Here is a 26,052-nt window from a genome sequence, read left to right on the forward strand (position 1 = left end):
AAAGACTAAATAAGGATTAAGGAGTAATAATAATGTCAGTAGAAGAAGAAAAGTTAGACCCAGTTAAATTTCACGAACAACATGCAGGTAAAATCACAATCAATAGTAAAGTTGATGTCTCTTCAGAAGAAGATTTAAGTGTCGTTTATACACCGGGTGTTTCACAAGTATGTACAGCTATCGCAAATGATGAAACTAAGGCAAACACACTTACATCTCGTGGTAATATGATTGGTGTCATCACCGATGGCACAGCAGTTCTTGGCCTAGGAGACATTGGACCTAAAGCTGCCATTCCAGTTATGGAAGGTAAAAGTATTCTATTCAAGCAATTAGCAGGTGTAGATGCTTTCCCTATTTCGCTGGATACTAAAGACACTGAAGAAATTATCTCAATTGTCAAAGCATTGCAGCCTAATTTTGCAGGAATCAATTTAGAAGATATTTCCGCACCACGTTGCTTTGAAATTGAAAAAAGACTCATCGAAGAACTAGATATTCCTGTATTCCATGATGATCAACACGGTACAGCAATCGTTGTCTTAGCCGCATTAATTAATGCCATTAAAGTAGTTGAAAAGGAACACTATGACATTAAAATAATCATTAATGGTGCCGGTTCAGCTGGTATTGCAATTGCTAAATTACTGCTCGAAGCTGGTTATACAGATATAACACTTGTCAGTCTAGAAGGTGTAGTTTGTGAAGGTGAAACTTGGATGAACACTGCGCAACAAGACATTGCACAGCGCACTAATCGTACACATCAGCGTGGTAACTTAACTCAAGTCATTGATGGTGCCGATGTATTTATCGGTGTATCTGCTCCAAAAGTGCTTACCCAAGCACATATTAAATCTATGAATGACCAACCTATCATCTTTGCACTAGCGAATCCAGTACCTGAAATCTACCCAGAAGAAGCATTAGCTGCAGGTGCTGCAGTAGTAGGTACCGGTCGCTCTGATTTCGCTAACCAAATTAACAATCTACTTGCATTCCCTGGCATATTCAGAGGAATTTTAGATGCAAAAACTAAATATATCTCAATGGATACAAAAGTTGCTGCAGCGACAGCAATCGCCAGTGTCATCACGGAAGATGAACTAAACCCCGAGTTCGTTATTCCAAATGCCTTAGATCCTCGCGTTATCTCAGAAGTAGCCAAAGCCGTTCAAGAAAATGCATTAAAAGAAATCGCAATACCGACAAAATAATTTTTATATCATTAGCCAACGATTGAGTGACGTACTTCAATCGTTGGCTTTTTCACATCTAAATAAGCCCCTAACTCTTTATCTAGAGATTAGGGGCCTTTGCCGAATAATTTACGAATTAAATAGTTTCAACTATACTAGTTGAAAATCTTAATAATGAAGGTGATTATTTGAACATATCTGCAACAAACTCAGAGTCGGATGTCAGGACTATTCATGAAATAATGCTACAATCCTTTTCTGAGTATCAATATGATAACGTACCATCAAGTGCATTAAAGGAGACCATAAATACAATAAAAAATGCATTTAATAAAGGGGAATGTGCCTTAATAGCATATCAAGATGACAAAGCAATCGGTATGTTACGCTTTCAAATAGAAGAAACAGAATTATATTTCTATCGCCTTTCTGTACTCCCTATTTATCAAAGACAAGGAGTTGCAAAATCTTTATTAAATCATTTAGAAAATTACTGTATGAAGCATCAAATTTCTAAAATTAAATGTAAAGTTCGTGCTAACATTTGGAAAAATATTAATCTCTATAAACAAAGTGGTTACCATATTTATAAGCAAGAACAAATCTATAAAGATACCTCACATCCGTTAACCATTGTTTCCATGTTTAAACCATTAGATAATTTCAAATAAATATGCCCCTAACTCTTTATCTAGAGATTAGGGGCCTTTTGTTTTATCCTTTTTTCAATTTTGCAAATTTCAACATTTTATTATAGCGTTCAAGTTGCCAGTCAGAAATGACATACTGAGACTTTCTACTTTTCAACTTCTCAAATGGCAAAGTAATAGTTAAAAAGACCGCTATGAAATAGACTAAAATCGCTAAAATCCATGTAACAAAATTGACTAGATGAAAATGATGAACGTAATAGACATAATAAATACTTATTGGTAAAAAGAATACCACACTAGACACAAGCCCAGGATTATACCAAGTGCCTAGTGCCCTATTTATTGAATAACCATGTCCAAAAAACTGCATTAAATTAAATATCATAGTCGCTAATCCTAACCAAATAAGTTGAGGAAATATTAAAGCGCATATATAAAGAACATATACACTCATATTGACGACAAATGTCGACAAAGTATTTCCTGGGTAATGGCTAAAATCAACTTCTTCTCTGAAACTTGCTTTATTAACTACAATAGGTGCCCCGCCAGGATAAACAAATTCTTCAAATTGATGTATAGCTAACGCAATTATGCTAAACATCAATATCATTTGCAGTCCATCTAAACGTTGATAACCCCAAAAAACCATATATAAACTAAGTATAATCACAACGAACACAGTAAGGTATTGCCAATAATTGCTGATAAATTTCATGTTCTCTCTCCAAGCACCAAGTATATTTAACTAATTTTTTAAATACATAAAGAAATTAATACTTTATGTAATTTATAATTTCAAATTAAGTTATCTATACCACTTTTGTAATAAAAGAAAACAATATTTGCTTATAGTTCGTGCTTTAACAATGAAAAACAATCTTCAGCTATTTATCAGTAATTTTTTATTAAAATCAGAATACTCACCTAATTCAAGGTAATTTCCATAGTATCAACATACACTGCTGTTCCAGTAATTTGAACATTATAATGATTATCAGAAATTTTTATATTTACGAGGACACGACCATCTTTATCTATTTCTTGCCCTTGTTCGACCACAAATTGATAGGTATCTTGAGACTCCTGGTCAACAAATTTTGCATAATACACACCCATCACACCCGAAGCAGTCCCAGTAACTGGATCTTCCACTGTACCAGAATACGGAGATGAAAAATGTCTACCATGCATATCTGCCTTTGCATCATAAGTTTCAAAGCATAAGGGATGAATCGATACTTTAGGCATTTCTGTTACAACATCTGGAAATTTAGCAGTTTGAGGTTTCATTTGTTGCATCACTGATAATGACTTAACAGGTACAATTAGCGTCCACAAGCCGGTGCTCCCATATACAATAGGTAAGTCATCAATGACATCCGCTTCAGTTATATTTAACAAAGTCACTAAGTCAGTAGTTGAGCCAGTGAATGGTTTAAATTCTGGGGTAGCTTGTTGCATTGTAATATCTATATTCTGCGCAGCATTGACTTCAAGCTGAATAGTTAATATTCCTGCTTTTGTTTCAATACTAACTTCCTTTTTATCCACTAATTGTCTTGCTGTTTTTAAAGCATACAATGTTGCCATCGTAGCATGACCACATAAGTTCATTTCTTGACCAGGTGTAAAGTAACGTAATTTAAAATCTGCAAAATCAGAATTTTGTACAAACGCCGTTTCATTAAATCCTACTTGTTGAGCGATATCTTGCATTTCTAGTTCAGTTAAGTCATTAGCATCAAGTACTACACCTGCTGGATTACCTTTATTTGGTGTATTACTGAATGCATCATAATGGTGTACTTTAATTTTAGTAATGTGCCAAACACTCCTCTCAAAATAAATCATTATTAGACCAACTATTCATCTTCGATTACTTTATTTTCAGCAGCGAAGTAACCAAATACTGCAAACAGAAGTGACATCACTATTAATGAGATAATACCTATTTGCCAACCGCCACTTGCATCATAAGTAAATCCTACACAAATAGGTCCCATAGCACCAATAAAGTAACCTAATGATTGACCAAACCCTGATAAAGACACGCTACCACCGCTTGTACGAGCTCTTATTGAAAAGAATGTCATACATAAACTAAAGCATGCCCCCATTGCCAAACCGGATATGATAACACCAATAACTAGTAATATAAACGTATGACTAAATAGCAGACTAAATCCGATTAAAAATAGGAATGAAACGATAAAAACTAAAATACGCTGATCTTTCAATTTGTCTGCAATGATAGGGAAGGTAAATGTCATAGGTACTTGTGCAAATTGATTTATCATAAATAAATAACCTGCAGTCGACGGATCAATACCTCTGTCCATTAAGATAGAAGGTACCCATGCAACAACTGTGTATACAATCATTGATTGGAAGCCCATAGTGATGGCGATCATCCATGATAACTTTGATTTAAAGACATTTTTATTACAATGAGTAGTCGTTCGATTTTGTTGTTTCGTAGCTTTTTCTAAGTGGAAGACATGTACGGCTTTGGGCAGCCATAGGATAATAGCAATAATCGCTAATATAAACCAAACAGAAAGTGAGATTCTAAAACTTAGTGGTGAAATGGTTGATAAAGGGAAGCTCAAACCACCACCAATTCCAGCAGTAAAATGCATAGTGGCACTATATATACCCGTGGCAACTCCGATTTGTGTAGGAAAGTACCATTTAACAAAGCTTGGCAACAAGACATTACCAAAGGCAATACCAATGCCTAAAAGTACGGTTCCTAATAAAAAAATGTTAATGTCGCCAATCACTCGAATAATGAGTGCAACACTTAATAATAAAGTAGATAGTAAAATTGTCCTGGATACGCTCAAATGAGCTGTAACCTTTGATACTAATGGTGATACTATAGCAAATATTAGCAAAGGGATTGTAATTAATGATCCTGCCACGCTATCACTTACTTGCAACACTTTAGTTATTTCACTAACCACTGGACCTACAGAGGTTAATGGTGCACGTAAAGTAGAAGCAATAAATATAATTGCTATGATAATACCCCAATTTTCTTTTATCCTGTGTATACGATAAGTTTCGCTCATTTCATGCAACCTTTCTACGTTAAGTTTGAATTTAATAACATAAATATACATATCACTGGTGCCAGTTAATCGCTCGTCTATTTTTAATTGAATCAACTAACGTAGCAAATTATCAGCGAAATTATATTTTTTATGATATAAAATTGTTAAAAAATATATTAACGTAGTAAAAAAACGTTTTCAAACAATAGATTGTTTTGTAATTATTTAAATTAAAAAAAGTAATGGTTGTTTATTTCTCTTTCTCCTCTAGTATTTATGAATTAAAGTTCGTCTTATCTATCTCATCATCAACATTACTATATACAAAAAGGTAGCTTCCTATATTTTAGGAAACTACCTTTTTATCGATAATATATTCTGCTGGTTGAAGTAAATTTACTTAACCAAACTAAGCCTGGCCTTTCAAATATTCTTCTCCTCGTTTTTTATCATATACGCCTTCTGATTTTGCAATTACAACACTTGCCACTGAGTTACCTAATACGTTAACACATGTTCTCAACATTTCTAAGATTCTGTCCACACCAATAATTAATGCAAGTCCTTGTGGATTTAATCCGACTGATCCTAATGTTGTTAACAATACTACGATAGAGGCACCAGGCACACCTGCCATACCTTTTGAAGTTAACATCAAAGTAATCATTAAGATAATTTGTTCGCCAATACTTAAATGTACGCCGTAGAGTTGTGCAACGAATAATGCTGCAATAGATTGGTACATAGCTGCACCATCAAGGTTGAATGAGTAACCCGTTGGTAATACGAAAGATGCAATATCTCTCGGTACACCAAAGCGTTCCATTTTTCTCATAACAGTTGGCAATACCGCTTCTGAACTTGCCGTAGAAAATGCAAGCATTAGCTCGTTTTTCAATAATTTCATGATACTGACAATCTTTACACCACATAAACGTGATACGATGCCCAGTACGATGAAGATAAAGAAGAACATCGCAATAACAACTGTTAAACATAATTTAAATAATGGTATTAACGCTGAAATACCAAAAGTAATAATCGTTGTACTAATAAAAGCAAAAACAGCGATTGGTGCTAATAATAAGACCTTACCAATCATCCAGAATACAGCTTCTAATGCGCCACCTAAAAAGTCTTTAACTGGTTTCGCTTTTTCGCCAATTGCTGCCAAAGCAAGACCAAAGAACACAGAGAAAAAGATAATTGGCAATAACTCACCTGAAGATAATGCCTCAAATATATTGGTTGGAACGATATTTACTACCGTATCTATTAAATGGTTTCCATATGTACTACCTTCTGCACTTTTTGCAGTACTTTCATATTTTGAAATATCACCTTTAGGTAATAAATCTGCATTCAAACCACTACCTGGTTTAAATAAGTTCCCAAAGATTAAACCTAAAGCGATTGCAAAAGTTGTCATAAAAATAAAGTATAGTAATGTTTTACCACCATAACGTCCAATTGTCTTTGTATCACCAACGTTTGAAATAGATATTGCTAATGAACAAAATACAATCGGTACAACTATCATTTTAATTAAATTTAAAAATATATCCCCGAATGGTTGAATATAATTAATAACATCTTTGTTGCCATGTAGAATACTTCCTACAATTACCCCTAAAATTAAAGCGATGACTATTTGCATAGGCAAACTAACTTTTTTAAAAAATTTCACACTCTTCCTCCTCACAAATATTAAAAAGGAGCGCCCTTTAAAAATTCACTTCCTCAGTCATGCACATAGCTATTTGTCCTAAAAATAATAATTATGTGTTAACTCTAAAATATATAACATAAGCATACGATATGTATTTATAAAGCTTAAAAGGCGTTGCTTTTTAATAATGAAAACGTTTTTAATAAAAAGGATATACTCCCATCAAAGACTAAGTATCATTGTTAATCTTTGAAAAAAGTATATCTACAGTTTATAACTATTCAATATATTAAATTTTTCTCTACGCTTTGACTATTATATCTTGAATTTTCAATAATTCAAAGTACTTTTTATATTAAAAAGTTTTGCGAAACATATATTCATTTTCTACAAATCACTATATCTTTTAAATTAATAAATCTACATTAATGTTTATATTTACTCAAAAAACTGTTACAAAAGGATTTATCCCCCTTTTGAAATGAATTTTGACTTACATACTTCTTTGAATAATCCAGTTATATAATTTACTTGGTAAAATTTTGTTCACAAAAACTAAACATTTTGCAAATTTCCCAACAATAAATCGTTGACGTATATGTTGATGCTCAACTGTCTTAACTATACGTTTTGCTACAACAGATGGTTGTGGCAATTGGTTAGAGTTAAATTGCGTGCGCAACATGTCTGCTATAACTGCAGATTTCTTTTGATATGCGCTACCTTGCGATACTTTTGTTAAGTTATCCGCAGCAATTAACCCCCAATTTGTGTTAATACTTCCCGGTTGAATTACAACAACTTTGATACCAAACTCTTCAAGCTCTAAACGTAAGCTTGAGCTATAACCTTCTAAAGCATGTTTAGAGGCGTTATACCATGCCCCAAAATAGCTAGGCAAACGACCACTTATTGATGAGACATTAACGATTGTACCACTACGTTGTGCACGCATCGTCGGTAAAACTGCCTTAATCATTTCAGATAAACCAAATAAATTTACCTCAAACTGCTTTCTCGCTTCATCTAATTCAATATCTTCAACTGCCCCTAATGAACCATATCCTGCACTATTCACTAGGACATCTATTTTACCTTCTTTTTTTACAATTTCATTTACTACTGCATTAATTTGTTGTTGATCCGTAACATCTAATTCTACAATATGTGCATGATATGCCTTTAAGGACTGCATTTTTTCTACAGTTCTAGATCCAGCATAAACAATATAATCTTTTTTCGCTAAATACTTAGCAGTTTCATAACCAATACCACTACTCGCGCCTGTTACTAAAGCTACTTTCATTTTTCCCATTCTCCTGTTCATAATGACTTCCTGTCGTTGTGCAAACATATCATAAATTCGCATTTTTTTAAAAAGTTATATTAATCCGTCATTAAATATTTTTATTCCAGTCGTTACATAATATAAATGATTATCTCTACACTTTAATAAAATTTAAATATGCTTAACACATTCTGCTAAATTTATAAAAACTGATTATTAGAAATTCAACGTTAAACATAATATACTTTTCACACTTAATTTTTAAATAGAGGTGTTTATATTGAATATAAAAGGTAACACAATTTTAGTTACAGGTGGCGCATCAGGCATTGGTTATCAATTTTCTAAGAAATTTTACAATAATGACAATCAAATCATCGTGTGTGGTCGTAATACTGAAAAACTGACTACATTAGAAGCTGAATTTCCTGAAATCATTACCAAGCAATGTGATGTTACACATGCTGATGAAAGAGTTGCATTGTTTGAGTGGGTAACGACGCATTATCCAGATGTCAACGTTATCGTCAATAATGCAGGAATTCAAAATCGTTTCAACCTTTTAACTGCAGATGCCAAAAATGACTGGGAATCACTAAAGACGGAAATAGATATTAACTTTGATGCTACAGTCCAGTTTTCAATATTATTTGGTCAATATTTCGCTAAAAGTAATAATGAAGCTAGTATTATTAATGTTTCGTCTGGGTTAGCCTTTTCACCGATGGCAATTGCACCTATTTATTCTGCAACGAAAGCAGCGGTTAGTTCATTTTCCACTAGTTTAAGACATCAACTCTCTGAAACAAACACTAATGTTTATGAAGTCATTCCTCCAGCTGTGAATACAGACTTAGGTGGTAAAGGTATCCATACATTTGGCGCAGATCCGACAGACTTTATCAATGAAATCTTTGAAGGTTTAGTTCAAGATAAACATCATATTGGATATGGGTCGTCTAAGGAACGTCTAACAATGACGAAAGAGGAATTAGACCAAGTTACTTCAGATATGTATCAACAACTCAAAGATACGATTTAATATACTAAGTAACTACAATTATTAATGTCTGATTTATATTATTAAATTTTATGTTTGACATTTCGAAAATTATCGAATAGTATAATTCACATGGAAAATATAGTAGATGTTTTTAAAGTATTGAGTAACCGCACACGCGTAGATATTTTAATTTGGCTAAAGAACCCACTAGAACATTTTGATAAGCCTACTGCTCATCTCAATAAGAACATGAGTGAAAAAGGTGGCGTTTGTGTTGGTGACATTCAGGAAAAGGCTAATATGTCCCCATCAACCGTCTCTCATTATTTGAAAATGATGCAACAAGTGGGATTATTGGAATCAGAACGACATGGTCAATGGACATACTATAGAAGAAATGAAGCCAATATTAATCAATTAGTCAATATTATGAAAAAGGATCTTTAATATAGAGATTCTTTTTTTACGATAACAATTCGTTAATTCGCGAAATAAAGAAAAGAGGGAAGTTAATGAAGAAGTTTGTTTTTTATATCATCGCGATTGTCGCTGGTATATTTTTAAGTATTGAAGGTTCTATTTATGCTGTTTTAGGTGATCATATTGGAAAGTTGGAAAGTAGTTTATATAACTTTGCTGTTGGTTCAATCATTTTAGCAATCGCCTTATTATTTTTAGGGAAAGGGTCACTGTCTTATACCGTTAGAGCACCCAAATGGGAACTAACTGGAGGATTACTTGGGGTAGTCTACCTTACCGTCTTAGTATTTGCAATTCCTGTAATTGGTGTTGGACTTGCGATGGGTAGTGTCGTAGTTGGTCAAATGATAATGAGCGCCATTATTGAACATTACGGCTTGCTCGGCAGTGAGAAAAAGCCCCTGCGCATCGAAAAAATTATCGCGATTATATTAATGATAATCGCCTTAACATTAATATATTAGGAGGTTTATGATGCAAATATTTATAGTAATTAGCACACTCATTGCAGGTATTACGTTAAGTACACAATCAGCAGTTAATGGTTCTTTTAGTAAGAAGGCTGGCACATTAGAGAGTGCATTTCTAACATTTATTACTGGTGGCTTTATTTTATTTATTATCACTTTATTCTTTGGGCATGGTAGCTTTTTAGAATTCTTTCACGCACCTAAATGGCAACTTGCTGCAGTTTGGTTTGGTGTTGGTTATTTATTCTTAACTATTGTAGCCATACCGAAAATTGGTGTTATATCTGCCAATATATCTGCCGTTATTGGACAGTTAACAATGGGGATGGTCATTGATCATTTTGGTTGGTTTGAAGGCTTAACCATTCACTTTGATGTGAAAAGAGTTGCCGCTCTAATTATTATGTTAATCGCGTTAAGATTAATATATAAAGCTGAAATTAAAAATAGTGTATATGGTGCTAAATCATAATTATTAGTGCTTTTTCTATATTAAAAATGGAATGCTATGATTAATAAAAGAACTATAACTTTCGTATGAATTACTCCCCTTATATAAGCAGTAAAAACAAATATTTATGGTTACCTTATATTTATAATATGAGCGTAGCCATTTTTTAATGTAATTCTTTAATATTCAAATATTTAAACTGCTTTTTTTATTCTAAAACTATATCTATAAATAATTAACAATTTTTTAATAAAAATTATATTGATATTCTTTAATTTTAATTTTATTATTATCTTAAATATAGATTTAGGAGATATAGGATATGAAAAAAATAATAATAACTTTTGTTTTAAGTGTCTTACTTACATTTTCAGCGTTAACTAGCTTTACCCCTAATACTGAAGCAGCTACAACAAAGCATAACCCTGTCGTCTTTGTACACGGTATTGGTGGCAGTGCATCAAATTTCTATGGCATTAAAAATTATTTGGCTTCTCAAGGGTGGGACCGAAATCAATTCTATGCGGTGGAATTCTACAATAAACAAGGATCTAATTCTACAAATGGGCCTCAACTAAAAAGATATATCGATAGTGTGTTACAAAAAACTGGTGCTAAAAAAGTTGATATCGTCGCACACAGCATGGGTGGCGCAAATACAATGTATTTCATCAAAAACTTAGGTGGAGAAACTAAAGTATCTAATGTCGTAACTTTAGCAGGTGCAAATGGTTTAACTACAAATCAAGCAATTAATGGTCCTGGAGAAGACAATAAGATTAAATATACTTCTATTTATAGCCTTTCAGATGGTGTGGTTGCTGCAAACCTTTCATACTTAAACGGTGGTAAGAATATTCGTCTTCCAGGCATTACACACCTTCAATTTTTATATAATAATCAAGTCAATCAATATATTAAAGATGGATTAAACGGTGGCGGCACAAGTTTAAATTAATCTATAAACTATTTATTGTGCAATACAGTACAACACTTTCGTCGATTATTCACTTAGCAGTGATGATCCTCGAAGGTGTTTTTTATTATTAAGCTACATTAGAAAATACTATTTTAAAATAAAGTTGAAATAATACTTGCTATAAATAAATTATAGGCGTACTATCCTATATATCTATTAAAACAAGGTGATTAAAGTTGAAAAATGTTACTCAATTAACTTATTTATATTTATCACTATTTTTAACGACTACAGTAATTGGTTCCCTACTGTTATATTTACCTGTAACCGGTAAGAAGCCAATATCATTAATCGATGCTTTTTTTGTCGCTAGTAGCGCGTTCACGGTAACTGGACTCTCTACCGTTGATGTACCGAAACAATTTAATGCCTTAGGAGAAACCATCATTATGCTCCTCATACAAATCGGAGGAATAGGAATTGTAACGCTATCGATATTTGTACTGATCTTAAGTCGTAAAAAAATCACATATAATGAACGTAGTTTATTAATGATTACATGGAACAGTGATAAAAATGCTAGTTTATTAAAGTTAACGATCCAAATGATCGCATTTGCATTTGGCGTAGAGTTCTTAGGATTCTTAATGTTAAATTTAGTATTTATACCAGATTACGGTTTAGCCCGTGGTAGTTTCATCAGTTTATTCACATCCGTTTCTGCATTTAATAATGCTGGATTTTCACTGTTTTCAGATAATCTTATGTCCTATAGTGGTAATCCAATGATTAACATCATTGTACCCGCACTTATTATTTTCGGTGGAATAGGTTATATCGTTATCTTAGATGTTGTTAAAACTCGTAAAATCACCAAGCTAAAATTACACACTAAAATTGTACTCGTGTCGACATTTACATTGATTGTTGGTGGTACTATTGCATTTTGGTTATTAGAGTATCATCATGTACTCAAAGGCTCTAGCGTTCATGAACAGTTATTCAAATCATTCTTCCAGTCGGTCTCTACACGTACTGCTGGATTTAACTCTGTCGATATGAGTAAGATTACGAATCCGACTATTCTCGTGTTTATCGTACTGATGTTTATCGGGGCTGCACCAATGAGTTCTGCTGGTGGTATCAAAGTGACAACTTTCACAGTTATTCTCGTTTACATTTATTCACGAATGATGGGCATTGAACATCCACAAATTTTCAAACGGTCTTTACTCAAACATCAAGTAAACAATGCCATATTAATATTTGTTTTAGGTATGTTTTCAATTGGTATCGCAACATTTATTATTACCATTGCCGAACCCCATATTCCCTTTATAAAATTGTTATTTGAAGTGGTTTCAGCATTTGGTACAGTTGGATTATCGACAGGTATCACTGCCGATCTTTCTACGATTTCTAAAATTGTAATTATTTGCGTAATGATTCTTGGAAAGGTTGGATTGTTCATTTTATTATCAATTTTCCAAGCACCAAAAGTAGAATCATCATACTATTATGCTAAAGAAGAAATACAAATGTAATTATAAGGTGACGTGCTAGCTAACTACCGGCAATTTAAAAAAGGCTAATCGAGGAAATTAATCTCTCGATTAGCCTTTTTACTAATGATGTTAGTTTATCAGTCATAAACCTTTGTGTAACCTGATATCGTTAATATTTATGCTTTATGCTTTAAATAGCTATATACTGCAATTACAATAGCAGCCGTTGATAAAGCGAATAATGGAATCACATAGAAAATCTTACCTTTAGCTTGATTTTGTTCAAGCTCTTGTATACGTAAAGCATGAATTTCTAATTCTTCTCTAGAATCCATATAATCGTCTTTGATATTATATTGTTGGTTTTTCTTTTTCATAACTTTCATCCCCTTTAATCCTCGTTCTTAAATTATATAGATTAAATGAAAATTTGCAAGTTTATATTAAATAAGAACTTATTCTGAAAAAAGGTTAAATTCCACCTATAATACCTCTCATATTGTGCCTCTTTAAGTAAATCCACTATTTTTTATTTACTTTTTTAACCCAATTAATAAAGTTTGTCTCAGGGTCTCCTGAAGTTTCAGCCATTGTGTGTTGTTTATCCCAAATTGTTTTAAAATCAACATGCCCTTTTCCAACTATTTGTTTTAAAGCTAAAGCTAAGTTCGTTTCTACATTAAGTGATGTATCACCTTGTTGAATACCTGTTCTAATTCTCCAATTTTTAGCTACATTGGATTTTCCATAGCCACTATACGCATCTGATAAATAATACATTGGATTATACATATTTTGTCTTGTCGCAATAGATGATCCCAATGCATCCTTTTTCGTTAAATCATCTTTATATGCTTTAGCGTATTTAGCTTTCCAACCACTTAATTTACTATATTCTGTTTTGTTGTTTGTTAGGAGTTGAGCAACAGTCTTATCGAAATGTAACTTACTATTATTTCCAGACGTACCAAATACTTCGTTCTCAGCTTGACTCTTATTTAAATCGTCAAATGCAGGTACATTTTTTGTTGGTTTTTTATAATATTTAGCGAAATCCTTCAAGCTAGTAATATGTGCTTGCTTGGTTTTCTTATTATAAGTAATCCATTTTCCTTTTTTATTCAAGGATTTTAAATAGTCATCCATTGTTTTATAGGTCTTACTTGTTTGTTGACCCATCATTTGTGGCATTTTTTTATTTTGCTTTTGGCCTTCACTTGGCATTGTCATACCAGCTTGCTGACTATTACTTTGTTTATATGGGAATTTCGTATTATTTAAAAATTCTGTCGCCGATTTTTCTATTTCTTTTTTCATATATTTTACATATGAACCGTTAGTATATTCACCATTTTTAGATTTTTTCAATGTTAATTGCTTATTGCCATCTTTTAGATTTAATTTATTTAAATATTTACCATAACTTGCTGCTAAATCAGTAGATAATTGACCAGTAAATGTATTATCTTTTCTTTTACCTGAATTAGAATATTGGCCCATATTCCATTCATATGCTGCATCTGCTTGATCTAAACTTGTTATTGGACACCAAGCCATTGCGCCATCTATTTTATCACTGATGTATTTACCATCTTTATCTGTCATAGCAGCACCGATTTTTTTCAGATATTTGTAATATAATTTACTGTCTCCGGAAGCACCCATAATTGAACTTTGTGCTCCTCCTCCACTATGGCCAAATGTATAAACTTTAGTACTATTACCAGGTAAAGCATTACTATTAAATCGATAGTAACGTACCGCTGCTTTCAAATCTGTCACACCCCAAGGCGCGCCAATTTCATAATCCACTTTTTGTTTACTAGATTGCTGGTCACCCATAGACATGCTACGACCTCTTAATCCTGCTTGAACATAGATAAAGCCAGATTTCATATATTTTGAAATCGTACTATAACTATATGATTCTGGAGCACTTTGCGCGGCATAACCTGGTGTGTTTACTGGATAAACGATCGGTGCCGTCTTTGCTGTATAACCTTTAACTTTATTAGTCTTATTAACCGTGACTGTATAGTTACCCTTATTATTCTTCTTACCATTAAAGTAAGCTGCAGGAACATAAATACCCATCTTTTCGACATCTTTAGCTTGTGGCTTAGTGACGTAACTCACATTCAATTGATAGTATACTTTATGTTTACTATCATACTTCCACTTCGTATTATCTATTTTTAATTTCGATGTTGCTTGATTGTAGTTTTTTATTTTCACTTTTGAAGTATCGACACTATTATTAGACTGCTTTTTAGATTGTTGTCCATCATGAGAACTACATCCTGCTAACAACAGAGTCGCACTTAAAACAGAAATAATTATTTTTTTCATTTGTTGCCTCCTTAAACATTTTGAAATTAAAATTAATCATAAAATATTTATGGAAGCATTATCAATTCAACTTTGCATGCAAATTCATTCTATATTGGAATTAACAGACCATTCTCTATGGCATTATTATACAGTTATTCATTTTCAGAAGTAGCTGTACTCTCTAATTTAGCTAAATTAATAAACGCTGCAATCCCATCATTTATAGTGACATGGTCATGCACAGTCATATTGATATATGTCGTGATATTGGGTTCAAAAGGTATAATCTTAATACAATCATCTGCAAAGTAACGTGCCTGTTGCTCCATGATTAACGCCACGCCTTCACCAATATGTGCCATTTCTAATAAATTTTCTATACGTGGTGCAGTAAAGGAAATCATTGGATAAAATTGCTCGCGCTTACACAGTGAAAGAAACAATTCATGTTCTAAAGTAAAATCCGGTGTCATGTATAATTCAATATCTTTAAGCATATTTAACGATATTTCAGATTCTGCAGCAAATGCATGTGATTTATCTACTACAGCACATAGACGTTCTTGTACATAAGTATAACTGTATTCTCCAATTGCAGGTGTCCGCTCTCTTAGAAAGCTAATATCAATACGTCCCTCTTCAATCATTTGATGTAAGTCTGGTTCAAATCCTTCATGTACCTTAAATCTTAAATTTGGATGTGCTTTCATTGTTTCAGAGACGATTTCAGTAATTCCATATTCAATCATTACACGCGACGTTCCTAAATTAATTGAAGTAATTTCCGATGCTGTCTGTTGCTGTAAATGTTCTTGCATTTCCTGATGATTTTGTACAATTAACTGCGCATAATGTAAAAATAATTCTCCCGCTTCAGTCAATTTAATCTGCTTGTTGCTACGATCTATGAGTTGATAGCCGCATTCATTTTCTAAAGCAACAATATGTTTCGATAACGTAGATTGCGCAATGTAAAGTGATTGTGAAGCTTTAAAGTAATTCTTGTACTGAGCTAATATTATAAATTCATTAAGATGTGCAATTTCCATAGTCTATTCACCTTACCAATCTGTTTATAATTTTATTCTATTTTATATGTAATATAGGCAATTCGCCAACGTACTCCCAATTAACTTAAAAAAGTATTGTTGCAGCATTATAAATTCGAATTCAAATAGTAAGAGAGCTAGCCCGTTATTACAGACTAGCTCTCGTATATTGAGCATAGGCTTTTACGACCAAAGCTCACGAATTTATATTATTCATTTGTTAAAATGTGATTTTTCGCTTCTTTAGAATCTAACAGACTTAAATTTTCAGTGGCTGTTTTTAAAGTATCGAGTGAATCTTCAAAGTAGACAAATGTTGCTTGATAAATATCATTACCTGCATCAGTTAATGTAGCTCTTGTATTCGCTTCTCCTAATTGAGCCATCACTGATTTCGCTGATTTAACGTAAGTTGACAGTGCTGATAATGTTAATTTTTCACTTTGTGCTATACAAAAATAACGTTCTGCTTTATTACTTTTTTCAATACGTTTCAAATAATGCGCGTTAATTGCCTGCACTTCATATTTATCATTTTCTATAATACTTGTTGTAGCTTTTAACATATTTAAACCTCTGCTTTCATAATTAAGGTATTAAGTCTGATATAGTATGAGCAGTACATTGAATGATATATTCATGAATATTTAAGGAATGACTGATATACCAGTTTGAATTTTTGTATCTTGATTTTACGTTATTTGATTAAATTACACTTCTATTTGTTTTATAAAAGACGTTATTTGAACATTTCATTTTAAATCATATATATTAAATTTTATTTTCTAGTTAAATTATTCCTTTAAATATTTACTATTTCCACTTAATCACTTACGATTCAACATCATAACAAGTTTTATAATAAAAATCACGAATTTTCCCTCATAAAAATAATATACAATGAAATTGTAATTTTTTAGAAATTACTACGTAATACATCTGTAAAAAACTTTAATAATATACTTTCAGTAACTGATTACACAATTATATTTTTTGATTATCACTTAAAATTTGATCCATCATCTCTTAAGCTACAGCTCAACAAAAGCGAATACGAATGACGTTATAACCATTCTAGTCATCGTATAACTACTCCTAAAATAGGCTGATGTTTTTCGTGAAACATCAACCTTGTTACTTCATTACTATAAAAATCCTCAATATATTGCAGCTATAAATCATGCTTTGTCGCATTTGATTTGGCTAAACATAACAGTTAATAGTTGGTAGTTTTAACTTTTCCTATACATCTTGTTCTATTTGCATCTATCTTTAACTATAAAGATATGTATTTATCGGTGCTTTAACTAAAACATCGTTTCACAAGACAAAAGACAACTGCTTTGCAATTAGCAATTGTCCTTCATCTTTCGATAATATTATTTATGCCACACAAATATTAATTTATGAGACAATTTGTTGTTGTGTTTGAATCGGATGATCAAGTTCAAATTGGCCTACTGAAGCTGTCATTTTTCTATATTGGTAAATGAAATACGCAATCCAAATTGCAGTTAGTACAAAACCTATAACATAACTCATGTTAAGATCTAAGCCTAGACCTATTTTTTGGCTCAAAATATATACAAATATATTCCAAGTCATAAATACAGCAGGAATCGCTGCAACCCAGAAGTTCTTCTTAGCTATAAGTAAATACATTGCTCCTACCCATAAGGCAATGACAGCAGTCGTCTGATTAGCCCAAGAGAAATATCGCCATAAGATTGTGAAATCAACTTGTGTTAATGCAAAGCTAATTATAAATAATGGTGTAGAAATTATAATACGTTTTAGTAAACTACTCTGACTATAATTCAAATAATCTGCAATAATCATACGTGCACTTCTAAAGGAAGTGTCTCCACTCGTAATTGGTAAAATGATAACACCTAATACAGCAATCGTGCCAAGCACTGAGCCTAATAACAGATGCGAAGCCTTACTTACGACTAAAGCTGCCTCACCTTTAGCTAACACTTCATTCAATCCATCATAACCATTGAATAAACTCATACCTGCTGCAGCCCAAATCATCGCAATAATACCTTCTGCAATCATCATCCCATAGAATATAAAGCGACCATTCTTTTCTTTATTCGTAGTTCTCGAAATAATAGGTGTTTGCGTAGCATGAAATCCTGATAATGCACCACAAGTAATTGTAAAGAATAACAATGGGAAGATTGGTGCACCATCTGGATGCATATTTTGTAAATTAAGTTCTGGTATTGGCGCTCCTGTTTGAATTAGACGGAAACCAACACCCACTGCACTAATTAATAAAAGTGCACCAAATATTGGATAAATACGCCCTATAATTTTATCAATTGGTAAAATTGTAGATAGAATATAATAAACAAATATTGCAAAAATGATTATACCTAATGCAATACGTCCATCCATTAAATTATGTAATAATAATGCTGGACTCGTAACAAATACAGTACCCGTTAACAATAATAATAAAATAGAAAAGATATTAACAAAGTGTTTCATCACTTGACCTAGAAATTTCCCAGCCAATTCAGGAAGATGTGCACCTTTATTTCTAATAGATATCATGCCTGTTAAATAATCATGCACAGCACCAGCGAATATACAACCTACAACAATCCAGATAAATGCGACTGGTCCATACAATGCCCCCATAATTGGGCCAAATATTGGCCCTACACCCGCAATATTTAATAATTGTATCAATGAATTAGAAGAAGTTTTCATTGGTACATAATCCACATTATCCCTTTGGTCATATGCTGGCGTCGGCCGGTACTCTTTAGGTCCAAACATTTTGTCAATATATTTACCATAAGTAAAATAACCTACAACCAGTAAAATGATAGCTACGATAAACGTAATCATTAAACTCCCCCTTTAATATGTAAGCGTTTTCTTAATTTAATCATAGTTTGTATTATTACACAATAGTCTTATTTTATTTTCCAGGGAATAATTAAATTTGTAGTATTTTGATTATTTAAATGCTTATTTTACCAATAAAATGTGCAATGATATTACTAGTTAAAATTACTATGAAAGAATAATGGTTAATGAGTATGTCCTGGAATCACATCATGCTTTAGCTATAAACAATTTGATTCAAAGTGTTTTTAATATGCATTTAGATATTGATACGAAGAATGTTGGTAAGACTACTGAGGGAACAGGACAAGCTGAAGTCTATAAGCAGAAGCTGCCCCCTAGGAATGCGAACCAAATACGAATTAATTAAAACCAACAGATGAAGTATTAACAATTTAATGATTTAATGATTTATATCCCAATACGAACAAGACAAATTTAATGCACAGATTTAAACGTATGTTACTGTGAAAATCATTTATGAATACAACGTATTTTGGTGAGACTCCTGAGGGAACAGGACGAGCTGAAGACTACAGGCTGAAGCTGTCCCCTAGGAAAGCGAACCAAATACGAATTAATAAAAAAAGAAGCCCTCAGATAAATTGAATTCATCTGAGGGCTATTTTTCTGGAATTTGTATCCCAAACTTTTTACTAACATTTTACTATTTGAATTGTACTAACGCTTATATAACTTAATCTTGATTTCGTAATAATCTTCATGATCTTTTGTTTGATGTTCAACTTGAATACCACTTTGTTCAATAGACTCGATACTCTTGCCAACAGTCTCACGTGCGTCAGTTAAATCTTTAGCAAACTCAAAGCGTTGCGCTTTCACCTTTTCTGGACCAACCTTTTGTTTCACACGTGCTTCAGTTTGTTTAACATTTAATTTTTGGCTAATAATTGTCTCTACTAAGATTTCTTGATCTTCCTCTGATAAACTTAGTAATGCACGGGCATGACGTTCCGTAATTTTTCCTTCTCTTAAACGTTCAATTACCTTTGGCGCAAGCTTTAACAAACGTAATTTATTAGCAATAAAGCTCTGACTTTTACCAACACTTTTAGCTAATTCACTTTGTGTTGTATCGCCAATTTCTAGCAGCTTTTTATATGCTTCCGCTTCTTCAATAACTGATAAATTTTCACGTTGAATATTTTCAATCAATGCAACAACTGCTGTTTCTTCATCATCTAAAAATCTAATGATTACGTCAGCATGTGTCTTGCCAATGCTTTGTAAAGCTCTAAATCGACGCTCGCCTGCAATAATTTCAAACATTTCTTCCTCAATTGGACGTACGACAATCGGTTGCAACAAACCATGTTCTTCTATAGATTCTGCGAGTTCTTTAATCTTATTTGGCTCAAATACTTGTCTTGGTTGATAACGGTTTGGCACAATGCGCTCAATATGAATAGATTCAACGTTATTATTATAATCTTCTTCAATATAACCAACTATGTCATCTTTATTTTTTAAACCAAATAATTTAGAAAAAGGTTTCTTCATAATTTATGCGCTCCCTCTAAATTAATTGTTATTAACTGTTATTACTTTTCTAGTAATGGTGACTTATTTGGCGTACCAGGTTTTCTTGGATATTTTTTTGGCGTTTGACTTCTTTTTTCAATGATCATCATCTGTCTATCACCAGCATCCTCAGGTAATTCATATGAAATTGTGTCTATGACCTTTCCACCGAACACACCGATTCCAAAAGCAGCTTCTTCTAACTCTTCGTCACCTTTAGCTGATTTCAATGCGATGAATTGACCACCCTTTTTCACTAACGGTATACATAATTCACTTAATACTGAAAGTCTAGCAACCGCTCTTGCTGTTACGATATCATAAGACTCCCTGTAGACTCCTTTACCAAATGTTTCCGCCCTATCATGTACAAAACTAACATCTTGTAATCCTAAGGCATCTGCTAATTGATTAAGAAATTGAATACGTTTATTGAGTGAATCTACTATTGTTACCTTTAAGTTTGGAAAAATAATTTTTAACGGGATACTTGGGAAACCAGCGCCAGCACCTACATCACATAATGACATTGATTGCGAAAAATCCGCATAAAAACTCGGTGCAATCGAATCATAAAAGTGCTTTAAATATACTTCGTGTTCCTCTGTAATGCTCGTTAAATTCATTTTTTCGTTCCATTCGACAAGCATTTGATAGTACGTTTGAAACTGTTGCTGTTGTTGTTCCGAAAGTTCTATCCCATGTGTACTCAGTTGCTTAGTTAACCACTCTACGCCCATGTTAATTGTTCACCCTTTGAATTTTACCTTGTTCTAAGAAGACAAGTAAAATTGAAATATCAGCAGGATTCACACCAGAAATTCGTGATGCTTGCGCGATATTCAACGGTTTAACTTCTGCTAATTTTTCTCTAGCTTCTGTAGCTAAACTATCTACTTTACTATAATCTAAGTCTTCTGGAATTTTCTTTTCTTCCATGCGTTTTACTTTTTCAACTTGTTGTAATGACTTATTGATATAGCCTTCGTATTTAGTTTGAATTTCAACTTGTTCTTCAACATCTGCAGGTAGTTGATGTGATTCTTCAAGGATATCAAGAATTAAATCATATGTCATTTCAGGACGACGTAATAATTCTAAGGCTAAGATACCATCTTTCAGACGTGAACCACCTTGTGCTTCAATAATTGATTGTACATGTTCACTAGGTTTAACACGAATACCTTTAAGTCGTTCTTGTTCATTACGAATCATTTCTCTCTTTTCATTAAAGCGTGCATAACGTTCTTCTGAAATCATACCAATTTCGTAACCTAAATCCGTCAATCTTAAGTCTGCATTATCATGTCTTAATAATAAACGATATTCTGCTCTAGATGTTAATAAACGATATGGTTCATTTGTACCTTTTGTAACAAGGTCATCGATAAGTACGCCAATATAGGCATCCGAACGGCTTAATATCACTTCTTCTTTTTGTTGAACTCGAGCAGCAGCATTAATGCCAGCCATTAAACCTTGGCCTGCCGCTTCTTCATATCCTGATGTACCATTAATTTGACCAGCTGTGTATAAGTTTTTAATTTTTTTAGTTTCTAAAGTCGGCCATAATTGTGTAGGCACTAATGCATCATATTCAATTGCATAACCTGCACGCATCATATCTGCTTTCTCTAGGCCTGGAATTGTTTCCAACATTTGACGTTGAACATGTTCTGGTAAACTTGTTGATAAGCCTTGTACATATACCTCATTTGTATTACGTCCTTCAGGCTCTAAGAATAATTGATGACGTGGTTTATCATTGAAACGTACAAATTTATCTTCAATTGATGGACAGTATCTTGGACCTGTACCTTTAATCATACCTGAATACATAGCTGATAAATGTAAATTGTCATCAATCACTTGGTGTGTTTCACCATTAGTATATGTTAACCAACATGGTAATTGATCTAATATATATTCAGTAGTTTCAAAGCTAAATGCTCTTCCTACATCATCGCCTGGTTGGATTTCTGTTTTTGAGTAGTCGATCGTTTTTGCATTAACACGTGGAGGGGTACCTGTTTTAAAACGTACAACTTCAAACCCTAATGATCTTAAGTTATCTGCAAGAGAAATAGAAGGTAATTGATGGTTTGGACCACTTGAATATTTCATATTACCTAAGATAATTTCACCACGTAAGAATGTACCTGTAGTAATAATTACAGCTTCCGCCCAATATTCAGTACCGATATTCGTACGTACACCTTTGATTACATCGTCTTCAATAATCAAATCATCAACCATGCCTTGCATAATATCTAGGTTTTCTTCATCTTCAATTACTTTTTTCATTTCTTGTTGATATAATACTTTATCCGCTTGAGCACGTAATGCTCTTACCGCTGGACCTTTACCTGTATTCAGCATACGCATTTGGATGTGCGTTTTATCGATTGTTTTTGCCATTTGACCACCTAGCGCATCGATTTCACGTACAACGATACCTTTTGCTGGTCCACCTACAGATGGGTTACATGGCATAAATGCAATATTATCTAAGTTAATTGTTAACATTAATGTTTTTGCACCGCGACGTGCTGAAGCAAGTCCAGCTTCTATTCCCGCATGTCCAGCTCCAATTACTATTACGTCATATTTTTGAGCCATAATTGTTCCTCCTTAATTATTTTCCTAAACAGAATTGGCTAAACAGTTGGTCGATTAATTCATCGCTTGCTGACTCACCAATAATTTCACCTAATAATTCCCATGTTCTTGTCAAATCAATTTGTACCATATCCATTGGTACTCCAGATTCCGCAGCATCTATAGCATCTTGAATTGAATTTCTAGCTTGCTTTAATAATGAGATATGTCTGGAATTTGAAACGTATGTCATATCTTGATTTTGAACATCTCCACCAAAGAATAAATCTCTAATTTGTAATTCTAATTGATCGATACCTTCTTGTTTCAACATTGAAGTTTGAATAAGTGGTGTATCTCCAATCATTGCTTTAACTTCTTCCATATCTAAACGTTGTTCCAAATCCATCTTATTAACGATGACAATTGCATCTTCATTCTTAATTACTTCATATAACTGTCGATCTTCTTCCGACAATGTTTCATTATAATTTAAGACAAATAAGATTAAATCCGCTTCACTCAGTGCCTTTCTAGAACGTTCGACACCGATACGCTCAACGATATCTTCTGTGTCACGAATCCCTGCCGTATCAACTAATCTTAATGGAACTCCTCTGACATTTACATACTCTTCTAACGTATCTCGTGTAGTTCCTGCAACTTCTGTCACAATCGCTTTGTTATCTTGTATCAGGTTATTAAGCATTGAAGACTTACCAACATTCGGTTTACCAACAATGACTGTAGACAAACCTTCTCTCATAATCTTACCTTGCGCACCAGTTTCTAATAGTTTATTAATCTCTTGTTTAATTTGCGTTGATTGCTCTAGTAAAAATTCTGTCGTCGCATCTTCTACGTCATCGTATTCTGGATAATCTATATTGACTTCGACTTGAGCAAGGATTTCGAGAATGGATTGACGCTGTCGCTTAATCATATCACTTAAACGACCCTCAATTTGATTCATTGCAACTTTAGATGCTCGATCGGTTTTAGAACGAATAAAGTCCATTACCGCTTCTGCTTGTGATAAATCAATGCGGCCATTTAAAAATGCACGTTTCGTATATTCACCAGGTTCAGCAATGCGTGCACCATATGTCATAGTTAATTCCAACACTCTATTAATTGTTAAAATACCGCCATGACAATTTATCTCTACGATATCTTCTCGTGTAAAGGTCTTTGGTCCCCTTAACACCGATACCATTACTTCCTCAACTACTTCATTTGATTCTGGATCTACGATATGACCATAATTTATCGTATGAGTAGCTACATCTTTAAGTGATTTCTGACCTTTATATAACTTATCTGCAATTGTTAATGCATCTGAACCAGATAAACGCACAATCCCTATTGCACCTTCACCCATTGGTGTTGAAATACTCGTAATCGTGTCTAAATCCATCATCCATCTCGCCTCCCTTACCAGTCTAGTTAAGTAAAAAATTTCATTATAATATTGTAATGATTTTCATGAAAAAAAGCGAACATATTGCTTAGTGATATACAGTTAGTTAGTCTTACGTTTGTCTGAACGAAGTCTTACTTCCGTCTAAAATAATCACTTTCTCTATATGCTCCCCTACCCTATCATGAAATTATATCTTTTTGTTAAAAACTTTAGCTATCTTTAAAACATGTTCCAAGCTTGATTGTATTTGTAATGTATCCATATCTTTTGCTGGGTGTCTCGCTATAACAATAATTTCAATTGGTATAAGATCTTCTTTATGCACTTTGAAATTTTCACGTATTGCTCGCTTGATTCTATTTCTAACAACGGCATTGCCAATCTTCTTCGAAACGCTAATACCCAGCCTAAAATGTGATAACTCTTTATTTACTTTGGTATAAACTACAAATTGTCTATTGGCTACTGATTTTCCCTTTTTATAAATAGCTTGAAAATCACTGTTTTTTTTAATTCTATATGCTTTTTCCACCAATGCATCACTCGCTTATCTTCTTCTGTAACATTTTGAACTAACTCAAATCAAACATTCCATTTAATATATTGACTAGCTACAGATATTAATGCGTATCTTACTTTATTTAAAACCTAAAAAAAAGACCACTGATGAGTCAGTGATCTTATGCTGATAAAACTTTACGGCCTTTACGACGACGACGCGCTAAAACTTTACGGCCATTTTTTGTGCTCATGCGCTTTCTGAAACCATGAACTTTACTATGTTTACGTTTATTTGGTTGATAAGTACGTTTTACCATGTAAAAACACCTCCATATTTATTCGGTTATCTAACAGTTATTATAGATAAATTGATATACGCTTCTGCTTTAAGTCTTGATTTAACTTTATAAATTCCTAGTCATAATTCAAGCAACTACTACAATATAACAAAATATATTTTATAAAGCAAGCACGAATTTAATTGCAGTATGAGCAGTTATTGTTCTGTTTCTCCTATTATATGGAAGTTTTTTATCACGCTTATAGATGCAGCTTACATAAAAATACCGACATTACAGTAATTTATCCTTAATAAATCACTCCGCAAACGATTAGTTTGACCATTATACATTTTTCATACAGTATTTATAAATTATTTCCCAAGCCCACAAGATGCTTATTTTCTGTTATACTATTTCTTTCGCAAAGTTATCCACTTATACACAGTACAAATCGTTCTTACTGTGGATAATTTATAGGTCATTCACAAGTTTTTAGATAGTTTAATAACAAATTCACAGCTATTTGACAGAGGTTGATGTTAAAAAGTATAATTATGTGGATAAGTCATGTAGTTATTGATACATCAAGGGTTTGATTTATTAAATTATATACAAAATGTTGTGGATATATTTATCAGCATACATAGTTATCCACTGATTGTGATTAACTTGTGGATAATTATCAACACCTTGTGATTTAGTTTATCCACTGCACTGATTTTTGTGTATAACTTTTAAAATTTACTATATATGGAGTTTGTTAATT

Annotated in this window: 24 protein-coding genes; 8 read left to right on the forward strand and 16 right to left on the reverse strand. The window is 32.8% G+C overall.

Annotation, left to right across the window (positions count from 1 at the left end; genetic code table 11):
• Positions 1-32 precede the first annotated feature (32 nt).
• Both JN168_RS13575 and JN168_RS13580 read left to right on the forward strand, forming a co-directional pair.
• A complete protein-coding gene (locus JN168_RS13575) occupies positions 33-1,217 on the forward strand; it encodes an NAD(P)-dependent malic enzyme (RefSeq protein WP_232138790.1) in 1,185 nt (394 codons plus the stop codon).
• A gap of 170 nt (positions 1,218-1,387) precedes the next feature.
• Entirely contained in the window at positions 1,388-1,870 is a 483-nt protein-coding gene (locus tag JN168_RS13580) for a GNAT family N-acetyltransferase (protein WP_325960965.1), read from the forward strand.
• A gap of 43 nt (positions 1,871-1,913) precedes the next feature.
• Here the strand turns inward: JN168_RS13580 and JN168_RS13585 are convergent, their stop codons facing one another.
• From JN168_RS13585 to JN168_RS13605, 5 genes are all read right to left on the reverse strand, one after another.
• Positions 1,914-2,570, reverse strand: a complete 657-nt coding sequence (locus tag JN168_RS13585; protein ID WP_279525999.1) for an HXXEE domain-containing protein — start codon at positions 2,568-2,570, stop codon at positions 1,914-1,916.
• Between the two features lie 209 nt (positions 2,571-2,779).
• Entirely contained in the window at positions 2,780-3,676 is an 897-nt protein-coding gene (locus JN168_RS13590) for a PhzF family phenazine biosynthesis protein (RefSeq protein ID WP_232139081.1), read from the reverse strand.
• Between the two features lie 41 nt (positions 3,677-3,717).
• On the reverse strand, positions 3,718-4,929 hold the full coding sequence (locus JN168_RS13595) for a CynX/NimT family MFS transporter (RefSeq protein WP_232161952.1): 1,212 nt from the start codon (positions 4,927-4,929) through the stop codon (positions 3,718-3,720).
• A 391-nt stretch (positions 4,930-5,320) separates the two neighbouring features.
• A complete protein-coding gene (locus JN168_RS13600; RefSeq protein WP_042737924.1) occupies positions 5,321-6,568 on the reverse strand; it encodes a dicarboxylate/amino acid:cation symporter in 1,248 nt (415 codons plus the stop codon).
• 505 nt (positions 6,569-7,073) lie between these two features.
• On the reverse strand, positions 7,074-7,886 hold the full coding sequence (locus tag JN168_RS13605; RefSeq protein WP_107513462.1) for an oxidoreductase: 813 nt from the start codon (positions 7,884-7,886) through the stop codon (positions 7,074-7,076).
• Between the two features lie 262 nt (positions 7,887-8,148).
• Here JN168_RS13605 and JN168_RS13610 point away from each other — a divergent pair, with 262 nt between their 5' ends.
• The 6 genes from JN168_RS13610 (at position 8,149) to JN168_RS13635 (ending at position 12,735) form a co-directional block, all read left to right on the forward strand.
• On the forward strand, positions 8,149-8,910 hold the full coding sequence (locus tag JN168_RS13610; RefSeq protein ID WP_042737775.1) for an SDR family oxidoreductase: 762 nt from the start codon (positions 8,149-8,151) through the stop codon (positions 8,908-8,910).
• A 90-nt stretch (positions 8,911-9,000) separates the two neighbouring features.
• Positions 9,001-9,318: an ArsR/SmtB family transcription factor gene (locus tag JN168_RS13615; protein WP_042737776.1), complete on the forward strand. Its 318-nt coding sequence runs from the start codon at positions 9,001-9,003 to the stop codon at positions 9,316-9,318.
• 65 nt (positions 9,319-9,383) lie between these two features.
• Positions 9,384-9,815 (forward strand): DMT family transporter, encoded by a 432-nt coding sequence (locus tag JN168_RS13620; protein WP_042737777.1) that lies wholly within the window; start codon positions 9,384-9,386, stop codon positions 9,813-9,815.
• A 10-nt stretch (positions 9,816-9,825) separates the two neighbouring features.
• A complete protein-coding gene (locus JN168_RS13625) occupies positions 9,826-10,293 on the forward strand; it encodes a DMT family transporter (protein ID WP_107513419.1) in 468 nt (155 codons plus the stop codon).
• A 301-nt stretch (positions 10,294-10,594) separates the two neighbouring features.
• Positions 10,595-11,230 (forward strand): esterase/lipase family protein, encoded by a 636-nt coding sequence (locus tag JN168_RS13630; RefSeq protein ID WP_042737779.1) that lies wholly within the window; start codon positions 10,595-10,597, stop codon positions 11,228-11,230.
• A gap of 197 nt (positions 11,231-11,427) precedes the next feature.
• Positions 11,428-12,735, forward strand: a complete 1,308-nt coding sequence (locus JN168_RS13635) for a TrkH family potassium uptake protein (RefSeq protein ID WP_042737780.1) — start codon at positions 11,428-11,430, stop codon at positions 12,733-12,735.
• A 137-nt stretch (positions 12,736-12,872) separates the two neighbouring features.
• Here the strand turns inward: JN168_RS13635 and JN168_RS13640 are convergent, their stop codons facing one another.
• The 11 genes from JN168_RS13640 to rpmH all read right to left on the reverse strand — a co-directional run bounded on the left by JN168_RS13640 (position 12,873) and on the right by rpmH (position 25,322).
• Entirely contained in the window at positions 12,873-13,073 is a 201-nt protein-coding gene (locus tag JN168_RS13640; protein WP_042737781.1) for a hypothetical protein, read from the reverse strand.
• Between the two features lie 145 nt (positions 13,074-13,218).
• Complete coding sequence (locus JN168_RS13645; protein ID WP_279526000.1) at positions 13,219-15,045, reverse strand: subtype A tannase; 1,827 nt, start codon at positions 15,043-15,045, stop codon at positions 13,219-13,221.
• A gap of 134 nt (positions 15,046-15,179) precedes the next feature.
• Positions 15,180-16,076: a LysR family transcriptional regulator gene (locus JN168_RS13650; protein ID WP_042737783.1), complete on the reverse strand. Its 897-nt coding sequence runs from the start codon at positions 16,074-16,076 to the stop codon at positions 15,180-15,182.
• Positions 16,077-16,285: 209 nt separating this feature from the next.
• The gene (locus tag JN168_RS13655) at positions 16,286-16,642 is read right to left on the reverse strand and encodes a hypothetical protein (protein ID WP_107513369.1); all 357 of its coding nucleotides are present in this window, start codon (positions 16,640-16,642) and stop codon (positions 16,286-16,288) included.
• An 838-nt stretch (positions 16,643-17,480) separates the two neighbouring features.
• Positions 17,481-18,941 (reverse strand): carbon starvation CstA family protein, encoded by a 1,461-nt coding sequence (locus JN168_RS13660; protein ID WP_279526001.1) that lies wholly within the window; start codon positions 18,939-18,941, stop codon positions 17,481-17,483.
• 681 nt (positions 18,942-19,622) lie between these two features.
• Positions 19,623-20,462, reverse strand: coding sequence for a nucleoid occlusion protein (gene noc, locus JN168_RS13665; RefSeq protein WP_107512976.1), 840 nt, complete (start codon positions 20,460-20,462; stop codon positions 19,623-19,625).
• A gap of 41 nt (positions 20,463-20,503) precedes the next feature.
• On the reverse strand, positions 20,504-21,223 hold the full coding sequence (gene rsmG / locus JN168_RS13670; protein WP_042737788.1) for a 16S rRNA (guanine(527)-N(7))-methyltransferase RsmG: 720 nt from the start codon (positions 21,221-21,223) through the stop codon (positions 20,504-20,506).
• A gap of 1 nt (position 21,224) precedes the next feature.
• Entirely contained in the window at positions 21,225-23,102 is a 1,878-nt protein-coding gene (gene mnmG, locus JN168_RS13675) for a tRNA uridine-5-carboxymethylaminomethyl(34) synthesis enzyme MnmG (protein WP_042737789.1), read from the reverse strand.
• Positions 23,103-23,118: 16 nt separating this feature from the next.
• A complete protein-coding gene (mnmE, locus tag JN168_RS13680) occupies positions 23,119-24,498 on the reverse strand; it encodes a tRNA uridine-5-carboxymethylaminomethyl(34) synthesis GTPase MnmE (RefSeq protein ID WP_107527087.1) in 1,380 nt (459 codons plus the stop codon).
• A 193-nt stretch (positions 24,499-24,691) separates the two neighbouring features.
• Positions 24,692-25,036, reverse strand: a complete 345-nt coding sequence (rnpA, locus tag JN168_RS13685) for a ribonuclease P protein component (RefSeq protein ID WP_042737790.1) — start codon at positions 25,034-25,036, stop codon at positions 24,692-24,694.
• Between the two features lie 148 nt (positions 25,037-25,184).
• Entirely contained in the window at positions 25,185-25,322 is a 138-nt protein-coding gene (gene rpmH / locus JN168_RS13690; protein WP_000240855.1) for a 50S ribosomal protein L34, read from the reverse strand.
• Positions 25,323-26,052: the final 730 nt, after the last annotated feature.

This window comes from Staphylococcus gallinarum, from assembly GCF_029774255.1.
GTDB lineage: Bacteria > Bacillota > Bacilli > Staphylococcales > Staphylococcaceae > Staphylococcus > Staphylococcus gallinarum.

Excerpts from the sequence above, each read along its gene's own strand:
- JN168_RS13575 (WP_232138790.1), top strand. The coding sequence starts at position 33 with ATGTCAGTAGAAGAAGAAAAGTTAGACCCAGTTAAATTTCACGAACAA.
- JN168_RS13585 (WP_279525999.1), bottom strand. The coding sequence starts at position 2,570 with ATGAAATTTATCAGCAATTATTGGCAATACCTTACTGTGTTCGTTGTG.
- JN168_RS13595 (WP_232161952.1), bottom strand. The coding sequence starts at position 4,929 with ATGAGCGAAACTTATCGTATACACAGGATAAAAGAAAATTGGGGTATT.
- JN168_RS13600 (WP_042737924.1), bottom strand. The coding sequence starts at position 6,568 with ATGCAAATAGTCATCGCTTTAATTTTAGGGGTAATTGTAGGAAGTATT.
- JN168_RS13605 (WP_107513462.1), bottom strand. The coding sequence starts at position 7,886 with ATGAAAGTAGCTTTAGTAACAGGCGCGAGTAGTGGTATTGGTTATGAA.
- JN168_RS13615 (WP_042737776.1), top strand. The coding sequence starts at position 9,001 with ATGGAAAATATAGTAGATGTTTTTAAAGTATTGAGTAACCGCACACGC.
- JN168_RS13620 (WP_042737777.1), top strand. The coding sequence starts at position 9,384 with ATGAAGAAGTTTGTTTTTTATATCATCGCGATTGTCGCTGGTATATTT.
- JN168_RS13625 (WP_107513419.1), top strand. The coding sequence starts at position 9,826 with ATGCAAATATTTATAGTAATTAGCACACTCATTGCAGGTATTACGTTA.
- JN168_RS13630 (WP_042737779.1), top strand. The coding sequence starts at position 10,595 with ATGAAAAAAATAATAATAACTTTTGTTTTAAGTGTCTTACTTACATTT.
- JN168_RS13640 (WP_042737781.1), bottom strand. The coding sequence starts at position 13,073 with ATGAAAAAGAAAAACCAACAATATAATATCAAAGACGATTATATGGAT.
- JN168_RS13645 (WP_279526000.1), bottom strand. The coding sequence starts at position 15,045 with ATGAAAAAAATAATTATTTCTGTTTTAAGTGCGACTCTGTTGTTAGCA.
- JN168_RS13650 (WP_042737783.1), bottom strand. The coding sequence starts at position 16,076 with ATGGAAATTGCACATCTTAATGAATTTATAATATTAGCTCAGTACAAG.
- JN168_RS13655 (WP_107513369.1), bottom strand. The coding sequence starts at position 16,642 with ATGTTAAAAGCTACAACAAGTATTATAGAAAATGATAAATATGAAGTG.
- JN168_RS13660 (WP_279526001.1), bottom strand. The coding sequence starts at position 18,941 with ATGATTACGTTTATCGTAGCTATCATTTTACTGGTTGTAGGTTATTTT.
- noc (WP_107512976.1), bottom strand. The coding sequence starts at position 20,462 with ATGAAGAAACCTTTTTCTAAATTATTTGGTTTAAAAAATAAAGATGAC.
- rsmG (WP_042737788.1), bottom strand. The coding sequence starts at position 21,223 with ATGGGCGTAGAGTGGTTAACTAAGCAACTGAGTACACATGGGATAGAA.
- mnmG (WP_042737789.1), bottom strand. The coding sequence starts at position 23,102 with ATGGCTCAAAAATATGACGTAATAGTAATTGGAGCTGGACATGCGGGA.
- mnmE (WP_107527087.1), bottom strand. The coding sequence starts at position 24,498 with ATGGATTTAGACACGATTACGAGTATTTCAACACCAATGGGTGAAGGT.
- rpmH (WP_000240855.1), bottom strand. The coding sequence starts at position 25,322 with ATGGTAAAACGTACTTATCAACCAAATAAACGTAAACATAGTAAAGTT.